At 49.6% G+C, this 16,145-nt stretch carries 11 protein-coding genes; 4 read left to right on the top strand and 7 right to left on the bottom strand.

Features of this window, described 5'->3' with window-relative positions; translation table 11 throughout:
* Positions 1 to 34 precede the first annotated feature (34 nt).
* The 6 genes from HHX48_RS03670 to HHX48_RS03645 all read right to left on the bottom strand — a co-directional run bounded on the left by HHX48_RS03670 (position 35) and on the right by HHX48_RS03645 (position 6,990).
* The gene (locus HHX48_RS03670) at positions 35 to 940 is read right to left on the bottom strand and encodes a hydroxymethylglutaryl-CoA lyase (protein ID WP_191022286.1); all 906 of its coding nucleotides are present in this window, start codon (positions 938 to 940) and stop codon (positions 35 to 37) included.
* The gene (locus tag HHX48_RS03665) at positions 933 to 2,933 is read right to left on the bottom strand and encodes an acetyl/propionyl/methylcrotonyl-CoA carboxylase subunit alpha (RefSeq protein WP_191022284.1); all 2,001 of its coding nucleotides are present in this window, start codon (positions 2,931 to 2,933) and stop codon (positions 933 to 935) included. Before HHX48_RS03665 ends, HHX48_RS03670 begins: the two co-directional genes overlap by 8 nt.
* Complete coding sequence (locus HHX48_RS03660; RefSeq protein ID WP_191022282.1) at positions 2,926 to 3,732, bottom strand: enoyl-CoA hydratase/isomerase family protein; 807 nt, start codon at positions 3,730 to 3,732, stop codon at positions 2,926 to 2,928. The genes HHX48_RS03665 and HHX48_RS03660 overlap by 8 nt, the downstream gene beginning before the upstream one ends.
* An 11-nt stretch (positions 3,733 to 3,743) precedes the next feature.
* Positions 3,744 to 5,351 (bottom strand): carboxyl transferase domain-containing protein, encoded by a 1,608-nt coding sequence (locus HHX48_RS03655; RefSeq protein WP_191022280.1) that lies wholly within the window; start codon positions 5,349 to 5,351, stop codon positions 3,744 to 3,746.
* Between the two features lie 65 nt (positions 5,352 to 5,416).
* On the bottom strand, positions 5,417 to 6,586 hold the full coding sequence (locus HHX48_RS03650; RefSeq protein ID WP_191022278.1) for an isovaleryl-CoA dehydrogenase: 1,170 nt from the start codon (positions 6,584 to 6,586) through the stop codon (positions 5,417 to 5,419).
* A complete protein-coding gene (locus HHX48_RS03645) occupies positions 6,583 to 6,990 on the bottom strand; it encodes a MerR family transcriptional regulator (protein ID WP_191022276.1) in 408 nt (135 codons plus the stop codon). The genes HHX48_RS03650 and HHX48_RS03645 overlap by 4 nt, the downstream gene beginning before the upstream one ends.
* Before the next feature lie 265 nt (positions 6,991 to 7,255).
* Here HHX48_RS03645 and HHX48_RS03640 point away from each other — a divergent pair, with 265 nt between their 5' ends.
* The 4 genes from HHX48_RS03640 (at position 7,256) to HHX48_RS03625 (ending at position 14,145) form a co-directional block, all read left to right on the top strand.
* Positions 7,256 to 8,431, top strand: coding sequence for a thiolase family protein (locus HHX48_RS03640; RefSeq protein ID WP_191022274.1), 1,176 nt, complete (start codon positions 7,256 to 7,258; stop codon positions 8,429 to 8,431).
* Between the two features lie 370 nt (positions 8,432 to 8,801).
* Positions 8,802 to 11,933 (top strand): S8 family serine peptidase, encoded by a 3,132-nt coding sequence (locus HHX48_RS19010; protein WP_191022272.1) that lies wholly within the window; start codon positions 8,802 to 8,804, stop codon positions 11,931 to 11,933.
* Positions 11,934 to 11,997: 64 nt separating this feature from the next.
* Positions 11,998 to 12,552: a PEP-CTERM sorting domain-containing protein gene (locus HHX48_RS03630; RefSeq protein ID WP_191022270.1), complete on the top strand. Its 555-nt coding sequence runs from the start codon at positions 11,998 to 12,000 to the stop codon at positions 12,550 to 12,552.
* A 183-nt stretch (positions 12,553 to 12,735) separates the two neighbouring features.
* Positions 12,736 to 14,145, top strand: a complete 1,410-nt coding sequence (locus HHX48_RS03625; protein WP_191022268.1) for a transporter substrate-binding domain-containing diguanylate cyclase — start codon at positions 12,736 to 12,738, stop codon at positions 14,143 to 14,145.
* Between the two features lie 89 nt (positions 14,146 to 14,234).
* Here HHX48_RS03625 and HHX48_RS03620 read toward each other — a convergent pair whose 3' ends face one another.
* Positions 14,235 to 16,127, bottom strand: a complete 1,893-nt coding sequence (locus HHX48_RS03620; RefSeq protein ID WP_191022266.1) for a M1 family metallopeptidase — start codon at positions 16,125 to 16,127, stop codon at positions 14,235 to 14,237.
* Positions 16,128 to 16,145 lie beyond the last annotated feature (18 nt).

The raw sequence follows: 16,145 nt of genomic DNA, 5'->3' as shown, positions 1-16,145 counted from the left end.
AAACTTTTACTAGAGGAGCCGCGAGAGACGCGAGTTAAAACGCATCCATTAGCGCGTTTGCCACCTTGGATGACGGCTTTCTGCCCACCGAATGCATGATAAACGACGTTGCCTTGAGTAGCTTTTGCATATCAACGCCAGTACTGATCCCCATGCCGTCGAGCATGTACAGCACATCCTCAGTGGCAACATTGCCACTTGCGCCTTTGGCGTAGGGGCAACCGCCCAGGCCGGCCACCGCACTGTCTATAACCGATACACCATTAGACAGTGCGACATACAGATTGGCCAGCGCCTGACCGTACGTATCATGGAAATGCGCCCCCAACTTGTCGACGGGGACCACATCGGTAACCACGTCGAGCATGCGCTGCGTTTTAAACGGCGTACCCGTGCCGATAGTGTCACCTAACGAAACTTCATAGCAACCCATTTCAAGCATCTTTCTGGTGACATTGGCTACTGCCTCTGGCGCAATCTCACCTTCATAGGGACAGCCCAACACGCAGGATACATAACCGCGTACCGGCTTTCCTTTCGCCGTCGCTTCTTCTACAACAGGGGCAAACCGCGCCAAACTTTCCTCAATCGAACAGTTGATATTCTTCTGACTGAACGACTCTGAGGCTGCGCCGAAAATGGCAACCTCATCGGCATTAGCTGCCAATGCATTTTCAAGCCCTTTTGTATTAGGCGTCAGGGCAGAGTAGGAGACACCCTCACGCCGACTAATACGGGCGAAAACATCACCTGAGTCAGCCATCTGAGGCACCCATTTAGGTGATACAAAGCTACCTGTCTCAATGCGACGATGGCCAGCTTCAGCCAGTAAATCGACCAGCTCTACTTTAGTTTGCGTACTAACTTCAGCCTTTTCATTTTGCAGGCCATCGCGGGGGCCTACTTCTACAAGACTGACCTTTTCGGGAAAGTTATTCATCTGCCTCAAACTCCAGCAACTGAGCGCCACCATCAACCAAATCGCCGGATGCATAATAAATTGCTTTAACCGTTCCATCGGACGGGGCGGTAATATTATGCTCCATCTTCATCGCTTCCATTACCAGCAATGTGGCGCCTTTTTTAACAGCTTCGCCTTCACTGACAGAAACCTCAACGATGGTGCCGTTCATCGGAGCGGCAAATCCGCCATCGTGAGCGGTATCACCAACATCGCCCATGTCAGGCTTCTGGTAATCCAGATGGACCGCGCCAGCGGCAGAAAACAGCGTGTAGCGTACATCGTCTGCTGCCCAGCCAATGCGCTGATGATAGCCATCGATTTGTGCCTGCAGTACATGTCCGTCAATTTGACCGCTCACCTGATAAGTATTATCACCAATGCGCATCGTCCATTGATTAGTGCGTTGGGCCGTGCCGGTATGTGTCACCACAACATCCAGTTCTTTCTCACCCACACAAAACGATAACGTTTGCTGGTACCGGAAGTTGGGGCGCCATGCCAGGGACATTGACCACGGAGAGTCAGGGTCGTTTTTATGCTGTGACTGACTCTGCTGTCCCGATAATAATATCAGCATGGCTGCTGCTGCCAGCATTTGATCATTGACCTGTTTGGGGCTGTTGAGCAGCAACGACTCATGCTTTTCAACAAATGTTGTCAGCAGTTCTGCCTTTTGGAAGGGCTCGCTGGCCGCGACATTGTACAAAAACTCCAGGTTGGTGGTTACGCCGGCAACGTGATAGTCGCGCAATGCCGCCAGCAGACGCTGCAGCGCCCGTTCCCGGTTTTCATCCCATACAATGAGTTTAGCGATCATTGGGTCGTAATAGACTGAGACATCATCACCCTGTACCACACCGGTATCGACGCGAACATGCTTCGACTCAGCCGGTGGTTGCAGCAAGGTCAGTTTACCGGTAGCGGGAAGAAAGCCGTTTTCAGGATCTTCAGCATATAAACGGGCTTCAAAAGCATGACCATATAACTTAAGTTCGTCCTGGGTTTTCGGTAACGGATGACCATTGGCCACCTGGATCTGCCAGTCGACAAGATCTTCGCCGGTTATCTTTTCCGTAACCGGATGCTCAACCTGAAGTCGAGTGTTCATCTCCATGAAGTAAAAATCGTCACCATCGAGCAGAAATTCGACGGTACCGGCGCCAACATAATTAATGGCCTGCGCTGCTTTAATCGCCGCTTCACCCATCTGTCGACGAATGGATTCGGACATACCCGGCGCCGGCGCTTCTTCGATAATCTTCTGGTGTCGGCGCTGTACTGAGCAATCCCGTTCAAACAGATACACACCGTTACCGTGCGTATCACAAAAAACCTGAATCTCAACGTGGCGTGGTTTGGTCAGATATTTCTCAATCAGCATGACATCATCGCTGAAACTGGCCATAGCCTCGCGCTTGGCAGCCTGTAATGCACTGTCAAACTCTTGTGCTTTCCACACCTGGCGCATCCCTTTACCACCACCGCCAGCAGCGGCTTTAAGAAGAACCGGATAGCCCATATCATCTGCATGCTGTTTGAGCGTTTCTACAGACTGGTCGTCACCGTGGTAGCCAGGTACCAGCGGGACGCCGGCCTCTTCCATAATATGTTTGGCGGCAGATTTTGAACCCATCGCGGCGATCGCGTCGGGGCCCGGCCCGATAAAAGTGATGTTTTTGTCAGCACAGGCGCGTGCGAAATCGGCGTTCTCAGATAAAAAGCCGTATCCCGGATGGATCGCATCGACATTGAGGGTCTGTGCCACTTTTAGGATGTTATCCGCTTTAAGGTAGCTGTCTTTTGACGGGGCAGGGCCAATGTGCACCGCTTCGTCAGCCATCGTCACATGCAGCGCTTTGGCATCGGCGTCTGAATAAACCGCCACTGTTGCGATGCCAAGCTTACGTGCTGTTTTAATTACCCGACAGGCTATCTCTCCCCGGTTTGCAATCAGAATCTTTTTAATCATTATTTGACTCCTGCCAGGCCGGCTTCTGTTTGTTCAAAAACGCATCCAGACCTTGTTGGCCTTCTTCTGAAACGCGCACACTGGCAATCCATTTGCTGGTTTTTTCCATTAATGCTTCATCGATCGGTACCCCGGCAACATACTCCACCAGTGCCTTGGCCTGACCAACCGCACTGGGCCCGTTTTTAATTACCTGGGTGATCACATCCTCGATGGTTGAGTCCAGTTCATCCTCAGTCACGGCTTCACTTAACAAGCCAAGACGTCTGGCACGACGGGCAGAAAAGACCTCGGCTGTCTGAAAATATCGGCGACACACGCGCGCACCCATAGCTTCAACCACATAGGGCGCGATCGTGGCAGGGATCAGGCCAATTTTTACTTCACTTAAGCAAAACTTACTCAATCGGCTGCCAATGGCAATGTCACAACATGCGATAAGGCCAATTGCCCCGCCAAAGGCAGCCCCCTGAACGCGCGCGATTGTCAGCTTCGGCAATGTGTACAATGTTTGTAGCATCGTCGCCAATGCCATGGCATCACGTTCATTTTCCGCTTCTGTATATTGCGCCATGCGCTGCATCCATTGCAGATTCGCGCCTGCACTGAAACTTTTCCCCCGCGCTTGCAGAACAACCACGCGAACAGCTTTATCTTTTGCTGCCTGCTGAAAATAGTCAGTCAGTGTTGCGATCATCGCATCATCAAACGCGTTATGTTTATCCGGATTATTTAACGTTACCGTTGCCACCCCTCGGTCATCAACCTGATAAAGGACGGCAGAATCTTCATGTGTCATGCGCTCACTCCTTACATTCTGAAGATGCCAAACTGCGTCTTCTCAATAGGTTTATTGAGCGCAGCTGACAATGATAAGCCCAGTACCATACGGGTATCGGCAGGATCAATGACGCCATCATCCCACAACCGCGCTGAAGCATAGTAAGGATGACCCTGTTTTTCGTAGGTATCGACGATCGGCTTACGGAAAGCTTCTTCTTCTTCCGCTGACCATTGTTCATCGGCACGTTCTTTCTGATCCCGTTTAACCTGCGCCAGTACACCGGCCGCCTGTTCGCCGCCCATTACTGAAATGCGGGCATTCGGCCACATAAATAAGAAGCGCGGGTCATAGGCCCGGCCGCACATGCCATAATTGCCGGCACCAAAACTCCCGCCAATCAACACGGTAAGTTTGGGAACATTTGCACAGGCTACAGCGGTTACCATTTTGGCGCCGTGTTTGGCGATACCACCGGACTCATATTGTTTGCCAACCATGAAGCCAGTGATATTCTGTAAAAAGACCAGTGGAATGCCACGTTGGGCACATAACTCGACAAAATGTGCACCTTTAAGCGCACTTTCGCCAAACAAAATGCCATTATTGGCAACAATGCCCACCGGGTAACCAAATATACGCGCAAAGCCGCATACCAGCGTGGTGCCGTAAAGCGGCTTAAATTCATCAAATTCTGACCCATCAACCACCCGGGCAATAATTTCTCTTACATCATAAGATTTGCGACTGTCTTTAGGCACAATGCCGTAGATATCAGAGGTGGGATAGCGCGGTTCTACCGGCTTTTTGATATCCAGCTGGTCAGGTTTGGTGCGGTTTAATCTACTTACCGTATCGCGAGCCAACGTGAGCGCATGATGATCGTTGTTAGCCAGTAAATCGGCCACGCCAGATGTGCGCGTATGGACATCGCCACCGCCCAGCTCTTCGGCCGACACCACTTCGCCAGTTGCAGCTTTGACCAAAGGCGGTCCACCCAGAAAGATAGTGCCTTGCTCTTTAACAATAATACTGACATCAGCCATCGCAGGTACGTACGCGCCGCCTGCTGTACATGAACCCATAACCACTGCGATTTGCGGTATATTTTTGGCCGACATATTAGCCTGATTAAAGAAGATGCGGCCAAAGTGCTCTTTGTCCGGAAACACCTCATCCTGCCGGGGCAGGTTTGCACCGCCTGAATCCACCAGATAAATGCAGGGAAGGTTATTTTGCTCGGCGATTTCCTGGGCACGTAAGTGTTTTTTGACGGTCAGCGGGTAATAGGTGCCGCCTTTTACGGTGGCATCGTTAGCAACCACCATGCACTCGACACCACTGACACGGCCGATACCGGCGATGACGCCGGCTCCGGGAACATAGTCATCGTAGACTTCCCAGCCCGCAAGCTGGCCAATTTCTAGAAAAGGTGTACAGGGATCCAACAGCGCTTCGATTCGTTCGCGGGGTAACAACTTGCCCCGGGACGTATGACGATCTGCTGCTTTTTCGCCGCCGCCTTGACGAATTTTTTCAACTTTGTCCGCTAAATCTGCCACCTGCGTCTGCATATGTTGCACGTTTTCGGCAAATTCACCTGAGTTGGTATTTATGGAAGTAGGTAGAACGGGCACGTGTCCCTCCAGTATAAGCTAGCGAACTGGCCAGAGCGCCAGTTCGGTTTAAACAAAAATATGAATTATTCAGACTCTTTAAACAGCTCACGCCCGATTAGCATACGACGTATCTCTGATGTTCCTGCGCCTATCTCATACAGTTTTGCATCACGCAGTAAGCGACCGGTAGGATACTCATTGACATAGCCGTTACCACCAAGAAGCTGGATAGCATCCAGCGCCATTTTTGTTGCCAGCTCGGCGGAGTATAAAATTGCGCCGGCAGCATCTTTGCGGGTGGTTTCCCCGCGATCACAGGATTTTGCCACCGTGTAAACGTAGGCTCTGGCTGCGTTCATCTGTGTATACATGTCAGCAATTTTGCCCTGAATCAGCTGGAACTGACCAATGGACTGGCCAAATTGTTCGCGCTCATGGATATAAGGCACAACGGCATCCATGCATGCCTGCATAATACCAAGCGGACCGCCGGATAAGACCAGGCGCTCGTAATCCAGACCGCTCATCAGTACGTTTACGCCTTTACCTTCTTCGCCCAGAATGTTTTCGGCCGGCACTTCACAGTCTTCGAAAATCAGTTCACAGGTGTTTGATGAGCGCATGCCCAGTTTGTCGAGCTTCTGTGCCTGTGAAAAACCGGGGTAATCTTTTTCAACAATAAATGCAGTAATGCCTTTGGCACCAGCACTGGTATCTGTTTTGGCATAAATAACGAACGTATGGGCATCTGGGCCGTTCGTTATCCACATTTTATTGCCGTATAACACATATTTATCACCGCGTTTTTCAGCGCGTAGTTTCATGCTGACTACATCTGAGCCCGCGTTCGGCTCACTCATTGCCAGGGCGCCGATATGTTCACCGGACACCAGCTTGGGCAGGTATTTTTCACGCTGCGCATCGTTACCGTTTTTGAAAATCTGATTAACGCACAAATTAGAATGTGCACCATAACTCAGACCGATACCTGCAGATGCACGACTGATTTCTTCCATCGCAACGGTATGCGCCAGATAGCCCATCTCCGAACCGCCATATTGTTCGGAAACGGTCACACCTAACAGGCCCATCTCACCCAGTTTAGGCCAGAGTGCATTGGGAAACTGGTTATCTTCGTCAGCCTGAGCCGCCAGAGGTGCAATTTCATTTTTAGCAAATTGGTAGACCTGGTCGCGCAACATATCAATGTCTTCACCCAGGCCAAAGTTCAAAGTGGGATAGAGCGTATTCATGCGATATTTCCTCGTTTTAGTTCAGCCAGTTCTTCCCGGCAGCGGGTTTCAACATCATCCAGCTCACTCATCAGCGACGTAATGTCTTCAAGCTGCTGAGTTAAAACTGCACGCTTCTTTTCTGTCATGTGAAGCATTGTCTCCAGCTGAACAGCAGAATTTGGGTTGGTGTCATATAATTCAAAAAGGTTTTTAACTTCAGCCAAAGAGAAGCCTAACCTCTTACCACGTAAAATTAGCTTTAACCTGACGCGGTCTTTGTTACAGTAAATACGGTTTTGTCCGGTTCGCTGAGGACTCAATAACCCCTGTTCTTCATAAAAGCGGATAGAACGCGGGGTTATAGTGAACTCGCGCGCCAGCTCGCCAATGGTATAGGTCGGTTCAGATTTGTGATTACTCATGACACAGCACCTGTGAGTTACGTCCCGTGGTTACCCGGCTGGCAATGCCAAAACCTGAATATCGACTGATATCGGTTCGTTGACACTATCAACGTTCGGGTTTACGTTAACGTAAATTGCATTTTACGTTAAGGTAAGGTAACAATTCTTTAACGTCAATATGGCAACAAATTGTTACGGCATCGAACAGGCTGATTACGTATTAAAACAGGAATGATGTTCAAAACTGCTGTCATTTTTCACTTAACAACTGAGGCAACACATTATGAGCAATGAAGAGGTAGTAATTGTCGCGGCAAAACGTACGCCGATGGGGGGATTTAACGGAAGTCTGGCGGCTGTAACTGCCACTGAGCTGGGCGCACATGCTATTCGGGCAACGTGTGAGAATGTGGATGTCAGTCAGATTGACGAAGTGGTGATGGGTTGTGTACTACCGGCCGGGTTAGGACAGTCTCCAGCCCGTCAGGCAGCGCTTAAAGCTGACTTGCCGCTGGGCGCAGGGGTTACCACTATCAATAAAGTCTGTGGTTCAGGTCTTAAAGCAGTCATGCTGGCACACGATCTGATTAAAGCAGGCTCAGCGCAGGTGGTTGTGGCAGGTGGCATGGAAAGCATGAGTAATGCACCCTACATGTTACCTAAAGCGCGCACAGGTTATCGCATGGGACACGGCCAGGTGCTTGATCACATGATGCTGGACGGTCTGGAAAACGCCTACGACGGAAAAGCCATGGGCTGCTTTGCTCAGGATACGGCTGATGACGAAAAAATTACCCGTGGTCAGATGGACGAATTTGCACTTAGCTCGCTGTCAAAAGCGAATGAGGCCATATCATCCGGCTCATTTACGGACGAAATCACACCTGTCACGATTTCTGATCGCAAAGGTGACGTGACCGTTGATACCGACGAAGGGCCAGGTAACGCCAGACCCGAAAAAATCCCCAGTCTGCGTCCGGCCTTTAAGAAAGACGGTACGGTAACCGCCGCAAACTCCAGCTCAATTTCTGATGGCGCTGCAGCGTTACTTGTAATGAGTCGCACAAAGGCTAATGAACTGGGTCTTACCCCACTGGCTAAAGTTGTTGCTCATGCTACACACTCGATTGAGCCGGAAAACTTTACGGTTGCCCCTGTGGGAGCCATGGAAAAAGTACTCGATAAAGCGGGTTGGTCAAAAGATGATGTCGATCTTTATGAAATTAACGAAGCATTCGCCATGGTCACCATGCTGGCAATGAAGAAGCTGGGTCTGAACGAAGATAAAGTTAATATTCGCGGTGGCGCCTGCGCACTGGGGCATCCGATTGGCGCATCCGGCGCCCGAATTCTGGTCACGCTGATTCATGCGCTTAAGCAGACCAAAGGTACGAAAGGGATCGCATCTCTGTGTATCGGTGGAGGAGAAGGTGTGGCGGTCGCGATAGAAATGCTGTAAATCTTTCGTTCCACTCCCGCTCGTTAGAGGAATTGCGCTAACTGGTTTATTTTTAAGCGTAATTAACAAAGAAGCCTGGCATCACTGTCAGGCTTCTTTACATTCTCCCCTCTATATACACGAAATCAGATATAAATACCCGTTGTTATCAATCTCTTGCAAACGTGGATTTCGTTTTGCATAGTCGAAAGGTACTAGTGTATTTCCAATTAAACTTACATTAGTAATACCTAATAATAACAAAAACTTTCAGGAACTTGTGAAAACGCGAAAATACGCTTCTCAGCCTACGCCGGGATCGCGTGCTCGTGCTGTCAGATGGAATACGCCGGCAGCATAATTATAAAAAATGTGTCAATGGGAGACGCAAATGACATTTAAAAAACACCTTCTGGGTTCGATGGTTTCAATGGCCGTCACTGCCGCACTGGTGCCAGGTGCTTTAGCACAACAGGTAACAGTGCCTGAATCAGCAACGTTGACTACAACAGGGTCTGCAAAAGCTTCCCGCTCTCAAACTGGCGTTTTTATCGTTCAGTTAAAGGACAAAGCGGGTGTCACTTATGCAGCTGATATCGGCGAATTAGTACCCAGCAATAAGGTTGCGACAGGGAAAGGTAATCAGTACAACGCGAAAAGCAAAAAGCTGATTAACTACACACAAAAGCTAAAATCACGTCAGCAGAGCATAGCTAATTCAGCGGGCAACGTGGATGTGATTCACAATTATGTACATACCTTTAATGGCTTTTCTGCAAAATTATCTGCAAGCCAGGTAAAAGCACTGCGTAACAACCCCGATGTGGTGGGCGTATGGGAAGATGAAGTATTAAAAATTGATACTGCAAATACGCCCGAATTTCTTGGTCTGACAGAAGGCCAGGGACAGCATGTATCCGGCATTAAGGGTGAAGACGTTATCGTCGGTATCCTGGATACCGGTATTACGCCGGAAAACCCCAGTTTTTCAGGGGATAACTTCGGTCCTGCTCCGGCAGACTGGGAAGGCGTGTGTGATGTCGGCGAAGATGAAACGTTCTCCTGTAACAATAAGATTATTGGCGCGCGTTATTACGGCGATGCCTTTGCCTCGGTGTATCCGATTCAGACCGAACTGGGTGAGTTTATTGGCCCTCGGGATGCCGATGGACACGGTAGCCACACAGCCGGAACCGCAGCTGGTAATGAAGACGTGGTCGCTATGAAAAATGGCGCTGAGCTGGGTGTAATGTCCGGTATCGCGCCGCGTGCCAGAATTGCTGCTTACAAAGTATGCTGGAACTCTGATTACACGACCCCAGAAGGTGAAGACCAGGCAGGATGCTTCCCATCGGATACCATGGCAGCTATTGACCAGGCGACCGCAGATGGTGTGGATGTTATTAACTATTCAATTGGCGGAAGCCGAACTGATTTGACGTATCCACCGACAGCGGCCATGTTACGTGCAACTGCAGCGGGCGTTTTTGTCTCGGTGTCAGCGGGGAACTCAGGTCCGGCCGCGCAAACGATCGGCACACCTGCTCCGTGGGTAACTACCGTTGCTGCATCAACCTACGAAGGTTTCAGTCAGACAAATGCGCTATCAGTCACTAACGGTGACTCAAATGAACAGTATCCGTTTGTGGAAGGAGCGATTACCAAGCCTCTGGCAGAAACTGGTCCGGTCTCTGGCGAACTGGTGTTAGCAGAACCTCTTCGTGCATGCTATGACGACGGTGAAACACCGTCACCACTGGCAAACGCGGCAGATGTGGAAGGTAAAATCGTTCTTATTCAACGTGGCGATTGTGCGTTTACCCAAAAAGTCACTCGCGCTGTACAATCAGGCGCAAAAGCAGCCGTGGTCTTTACGGTTGAAGGTAACCCGATTACAGCACTGGGTGGCGACTATGTCGGGGAAATTCCAGGCGGCATGATTGGTGCTCAGGATGGCGACATGCTGGCTGCGGCGCTGAATAATGGTGATACGGTAAATGTAGAGCTAAGCGCTTCTATTTTCGTACCGCAAAAAGAAGAAGGCAACATTATGGCCGACTTCTCTTCGCGTGGTCCAAATCTTTCTACTGAAGATATCATCAAACCTGATATCACCGCCCCTGGCGTACGTGTGCTTGCTGCCACGACTGACACGCCTATGTTTGGCGCACAGGGTGAGCAGGTCGCTTACTTAAGCGGTACTTCTATGTCATCGCCGCACATTGCTGGTATGGCTGCGTTGTTGATGGATGAGCATCCTGACTGGTCACCGGCGCAGGTCCGCTCGGCGCTGATGACAACCGCCTATCAGGGAGTCACTAAAGAAGATGGCGTAATTCCTGCCGATCCGTTTGACTTTGGTGCTGGGCATGCGGCGCCGGTATCTGCTGCACAGCCTGGCCTGACCTATGATGTTGGCTTCTTTGATTACATGGCCTTTATGTGTGGTCTGGAGGAAGATAATTTCGTACTGGAAGAATCAGGTTACAACTGTGCAGACTACGAAGCGTCAGGCTTCTCGCTGGATCCTTCACAACTTAACTATCCGTCAATCTCTGTGGGTGAGCTAAGTGCCGAGAAGACCATTTACCGTACTGTGACTGATGTGACCGGAGCCGGTGGTACCTACACCGTATCGCTAAGTGGATTAGAAGGTATTGATGCCACGGTAACGACGTTTGACGGGCAGGGTAATCCTACTGAATCTGCCGATCTGGTTGTAGAGCCAAATGGTATGGCCGCTTACGGTATTACGATGTCCAAAAACGAGAATGCGGTTGAGGGACAGTGGTCATTTGGTGCAATTACGCTCAATGGTGCTGGCAATTCGGTCCGAAGCCCGATTGCTGTTAAAGCGGCAGCGGATATTAAGATCGATGTACCAGAGTCTCAAGTGGTGAACCTGCGTCGCGGACGCGGTAGCTTCCCGGTGCAAATGCTTTATAACGGTTCTACCAGCATCGATTACGCTGGCTTGGCAGCGCCTATTGTATCATCTGATACGGCGACACAGGATCCGGCACAAACGTTTGAGTTCCTTGGCGCTGGTACTACTTACTCAGCATGGACAGTTCCAGAAGGTTCTGAGTTAGCCCGCTTCTCTCTTCGCGATGAGATGGTCGCAGCAGAGGGTGCTGATTTAGACCTGTATGTTTACCGTTGTATTGCATACTCATGCACAGAAGTTGGTTCGTCGTTTAACGCCGGCTCTAATGAAGATGTCATTATCAAAAACCCGGCGCCTGCGGCAAATGGTGCTGCCGGTGACTTCTACATTGCAATGGTGCATGGCTGGTATGTACCGGGCGATGTGACGGAGTTCGATCAGTTGGTGTGGGTTGTGAACGGTAAAGAGCCTAACCTGCGAGTGACCTCGTCACGTCGTGCAGTAGAAAATCGCTTTAACCGTGTGAATGTCCTTACCCGTGGACTGGAGCAGGATACGACCTATATGGGTACGGTCAGCTTCTACGACGATGAAGGTAACTTGCAAGGCACAACTGCACTGGAAGTGCGTAACTAAAATATTACTCAAAACCGGGGGCCGGATAGCCCCCTTTTAATTTAAAAAAACTTGGAATATGTACATGAAAAACTTGAAAACACTATTTGGCGCTGCCGCTCTGCTACTGACAACACTTGGCACCTCACTATCAGCAAACGCGGTTTTGATTACCCAGGAAGGACGTATCAATGGTGAAAATATCTTCAACCTGGCAATTGACCTGGATGAAGATGCGCTGGACGATGCAATCGCCAACGATCCGTTTTTTGATCCCACCATGGCTGATAATTTTTTCAACCCGGAACTGCTGACGTTGCAAAGCGTGAAATTCTTCGGTGAATCAGTTGATTTAGATAATGTTTTTCAGTTTGATGCGGTATTTAACGCACTTGATCTGACACAAGGTTTCGATTTACTGACACTGGACTTTTTCTCTGACGAGCTAATGGCTGGGTTATATTTTGAATTTGACCGTGCCTTTCCTGAGTTCAATCTGGCCACAATTGATTTTGCCGATGGTGAATTAATAACGATTGATGGCGCTGTGGCAGAATTTTCAGTGGTACCCGAGCCTGCCGCTTACGGTATATTTGCGCTGGCCTTGGGCTTACTGATGGTTCGTCGTCAACGCAGCTAAGCGTTGTGATAAACCTATAGAGATGGATTTGAAAGCTCTCCTTTGTGAGAGCTTTTTTGTTTTTTACCCTAATATGTGTTTTTTCTGGTCAGTCAACCGCCTTTTCACCACACAGTTGTTGCATTACATTTCGGGCACAGCAATACTGAAATCTTAACCTTCACTTTTAAATCAGAGGCTTGCATGACGTTGCTTCGCCAGTTTATTACGCTGGCAGCGCTCTCTTATTTTTGTATACCAGCATCGTTGCAAGCGTCAGCGTCTGTGACGTATTGTGCGCAAAGCAACTGGATGCCTTTTGAAGGTATTCGCAATGATAAGCACCTCGGCCTGATAGCAGACTACATGGCCCGAATAAGCCAGCTAACCAGCCTGCGCTTTGACGTGGTAGCTGTAGATAGCTGGCAGCAAAGTCTGGAATTTGTGGAAAGTGGCCAGTGTTCAATGGCAGCGATTATGCGCAATGCTGCCGTAAATCGCCGGGAAATCACAGCTTCACGTCCTTTTTATGAAATCCCGCATGTATTAGTTACCCGCTCAGAAACGCCGCTACTAAGCGGATACAGTGCAATAGGAGATCGGCCTACCGGGGTTGTTGAAGGCTTTTACAACAGCCAGTATCTTGCCCGCTACTATCCGGATATCATTCTGGTGTCTGTTCCATCAGAGGTCGAAGGACTGGACAGTTTGGCCCGTGGTGAAGTCGATGTGATGGTTGTATCCTTGCCAGGAGCAAACAGTTATCTGAAAAAAAATAATGATGGCGCTCTCACCATAGCAGGTATCGCTGAGCCTTCAGATAAGCTGCAGTTTATTTTCAGTTCTGATCCGGACCGCCCGCTGGTTAACGCAATCAATGGTGCGATTGCTACCATCCCCGAAAGCAAGAAAGTGGCGCTATTAAAAAAATGGAATAAAGGGGTGCTGTATGAAACGCGCACGTTCTGGCCGTACTTTTACATTGGCATTTTACTGGTATTAATCAGTAGCGGGCTGTATCTACGACATCGGCGTATCAGTCGCATCGACAACGTATTGGTCAAAAAAAGGCGTGAAATTGATGCTTTGCAATCAGTGTTGTTAGACAAAAACCGCACTATAGAATTTTTAAGTAACCACGATGCAGAAACCGGCCTTTATAATCGAAACCATATGATTCAGAAAGCTGAGGAAGAAGTTGCCCGCTATCGCCGGTTCCGAACCAGCGCGTCCCTGGTGGTCATAGATTTGCTTTCCGTGAATACGCAAGATGGTAAACCATTATCAGAGACCGGCGCCGGCTTTGCCAGAGCGATGGGACGAACATGTATGACCACGGTACGTGAGGTTGATGTCATCGCACGGTGGAGCAACGACCAAATAGTATTATTGTGTCCTCAAACAGACCAGGCTGACGCACATTTACTGACCAACCGGCTGATAGAACGGCTCGAGCAAATGGCCGGAGGGTTGGGTTATTCGGTAACGTTGGCTGCTGGTATTGCCCGCCTGCGTGATAACTGGTCCTTTAATGACTGGTATGAGCAAGCATGTAGTATTTTGCATCAGGCTCGACGCAATGGCGGTGGCGTTGCGTTATTGCAGCATTACTGATGTAAAAGCAGCAATGCTGTACGTAGGACGCGCTTATCACAGACTGAGTACCCGCAATGCCGAAGTTGCAGCATCACGGGCTTTTTCACTTAATTAACGTACTGTTGATTAGCTTTAATAGTCAGAGGGTGGTAACCCGCTTTTGCCTCATTAAACGCTTTGGTTGCCAGCGCTTTACCTTCGGGCGTTTTTGAAAGCTCACGATACAAAGGTTTCACCAATTTGTTCCGGCCAATGTTGACAAGATAGTCGTACAATCGGTCGTATGCAGGCTTGTATTCATTTTGAACCGCAATCATCAACCAACTGTGTGCGATTTCATTGTTCTGCGATGTAGTCAGCGAAAAGTTGCTATCAAGTTGCTTAAGCTGGGTTTGAGAAAGCTGTTGCGGCATATTATTAAGAAAGTACAGCCATTCGTGGGTGGTCCACTCCTGTGTATCAATGGCCTGTGCCTCTATCTCGCCTGCCAGCCACTGCTCACGTACTGTATCAATTTTGGTAAATGCGTCCGACTCTGGTACCGGTGCACCATCAGGTATGCCGGGTTCAAAAATCCACTGTTCGATACGTTCGCGGCGCAGCGCGTCGGGATAATCTTTTAGCAGTGTTTCATCCAGATAATCGAGAAATACGTCAGTGGTAATACTTTCAAAAGCAAAATGCTCAAAGTAGTTCAGTAAAAAGCTGTCAAATGCCTCGCGGCCGATTTTCTGCTCGATTTCTCTGAGCATCAGTGCGCCTTTCTCGTAGGGAATATCTGAAAATACGTCATCAGCATTGCGACCACGCAAATCAATGGCCAGTTTCTGGTCGGCGTCAGGAAGTGCATCAATATCTGCCTGCAGGCTCTGATACCCTAGTACTGCCTCCATGTTGTAACGGTCAGAGCCATACAGCATTTCCATAATCCGGTAGGTGAGGTAAGTCGTAAACCCTTCGTTGAGCCAGAGATCGCGCCAGGTCGCATTGGTAACGGTGTTACCTGACCAGCTGTGCGCCAGTTCATGTGCAATTAAAGATACCAGACTTTTGTCGCCAGCAATGACCGTCGGCGTAATAAATGACAGGCGCGGATTTTCCATCCCGCCAAACGGGAAAGAGGGGGGTAAGATGAGAAGATCATATCGATCCCAGCGATAGGGCCCGTATTGGATCTCCGTCAGCTCAAGCATACTCTCTGTATCCTCAAACTCAGCGGCAGCAGCATCTAACATGGATGGCTCAGCGTAAACGCCGGTGCGATCACCCATCGCTTTAAATTCCAGATCGCCGATGGCCAGTGCGATAAGGTATGAAGGAATCGGCTGCGGCATTGAAAAATGATATTCGCCGTCTCGCTCTGTGTGAGGATTATTGGCTGCGCTCATCACAGCAAGTAAATCTGGCGGCGTATTGATTGTCGCATCATAAGTAATACGAACCTGCGGTGAATCCTGTAATGGAATAAAGCTGCGGGCGTGAATAGCCTGCGCCTGTGTGAAAAGAAACGGGTGCGACTTGCCGGCAGTTTGTGCTGGTGTCAGCCACTGAACGCCAGAGGCCTTAGGGGACGTGGCATAGTCGATTGAAACCTGTTTCGCGGCTTCAGGCACCGAGATACGTAAAGGCGTACCCAGGTTTTCATCCGGCTCGCCCAGTGAGTAGTCTACCGGCTCACCGTTCACTGTGACCGAGTTTATCGTCAGGTCGCGGGTATCCAAAACCAACGTCTGCGCGTCCTGTTGTTGACGTACAAAATCCAGTGTGGCGGTACCGTCAAGAATGTGCTTTTCAAAATCCGCCGTCAGGGTCAGATCCAGGTGCGTGACCGTGATGACCTCTGGGTTTGAAAATGAATGATAGTCATTACCGGCCTCTATTGCCTGTGTCGTGACCTGTTCATTGCTGGCACTCAGGGTATCCGTTGTGCCGGAGTTGGTGGCCTGTGAGCACGAAAACAGTAGAGGCGCTGCAAATAACACCCAGCTTTTGTTATTCATTGTTATCCTTCTTTATCA

This window comes from Salinimonas profundi (assembly GCF_014750655.1).
Lineage (GTDB): Bacteria > Pseudomonadota > Gammaproteobacteria > Enterobacterales > Alteromonadaceae > Alteromonas > Alteromonas profundi_A.
Note: the sequence above shows the minus strand (reverse complement) of the source record. Positions and strands in the feature narration are given on the sequence as shown.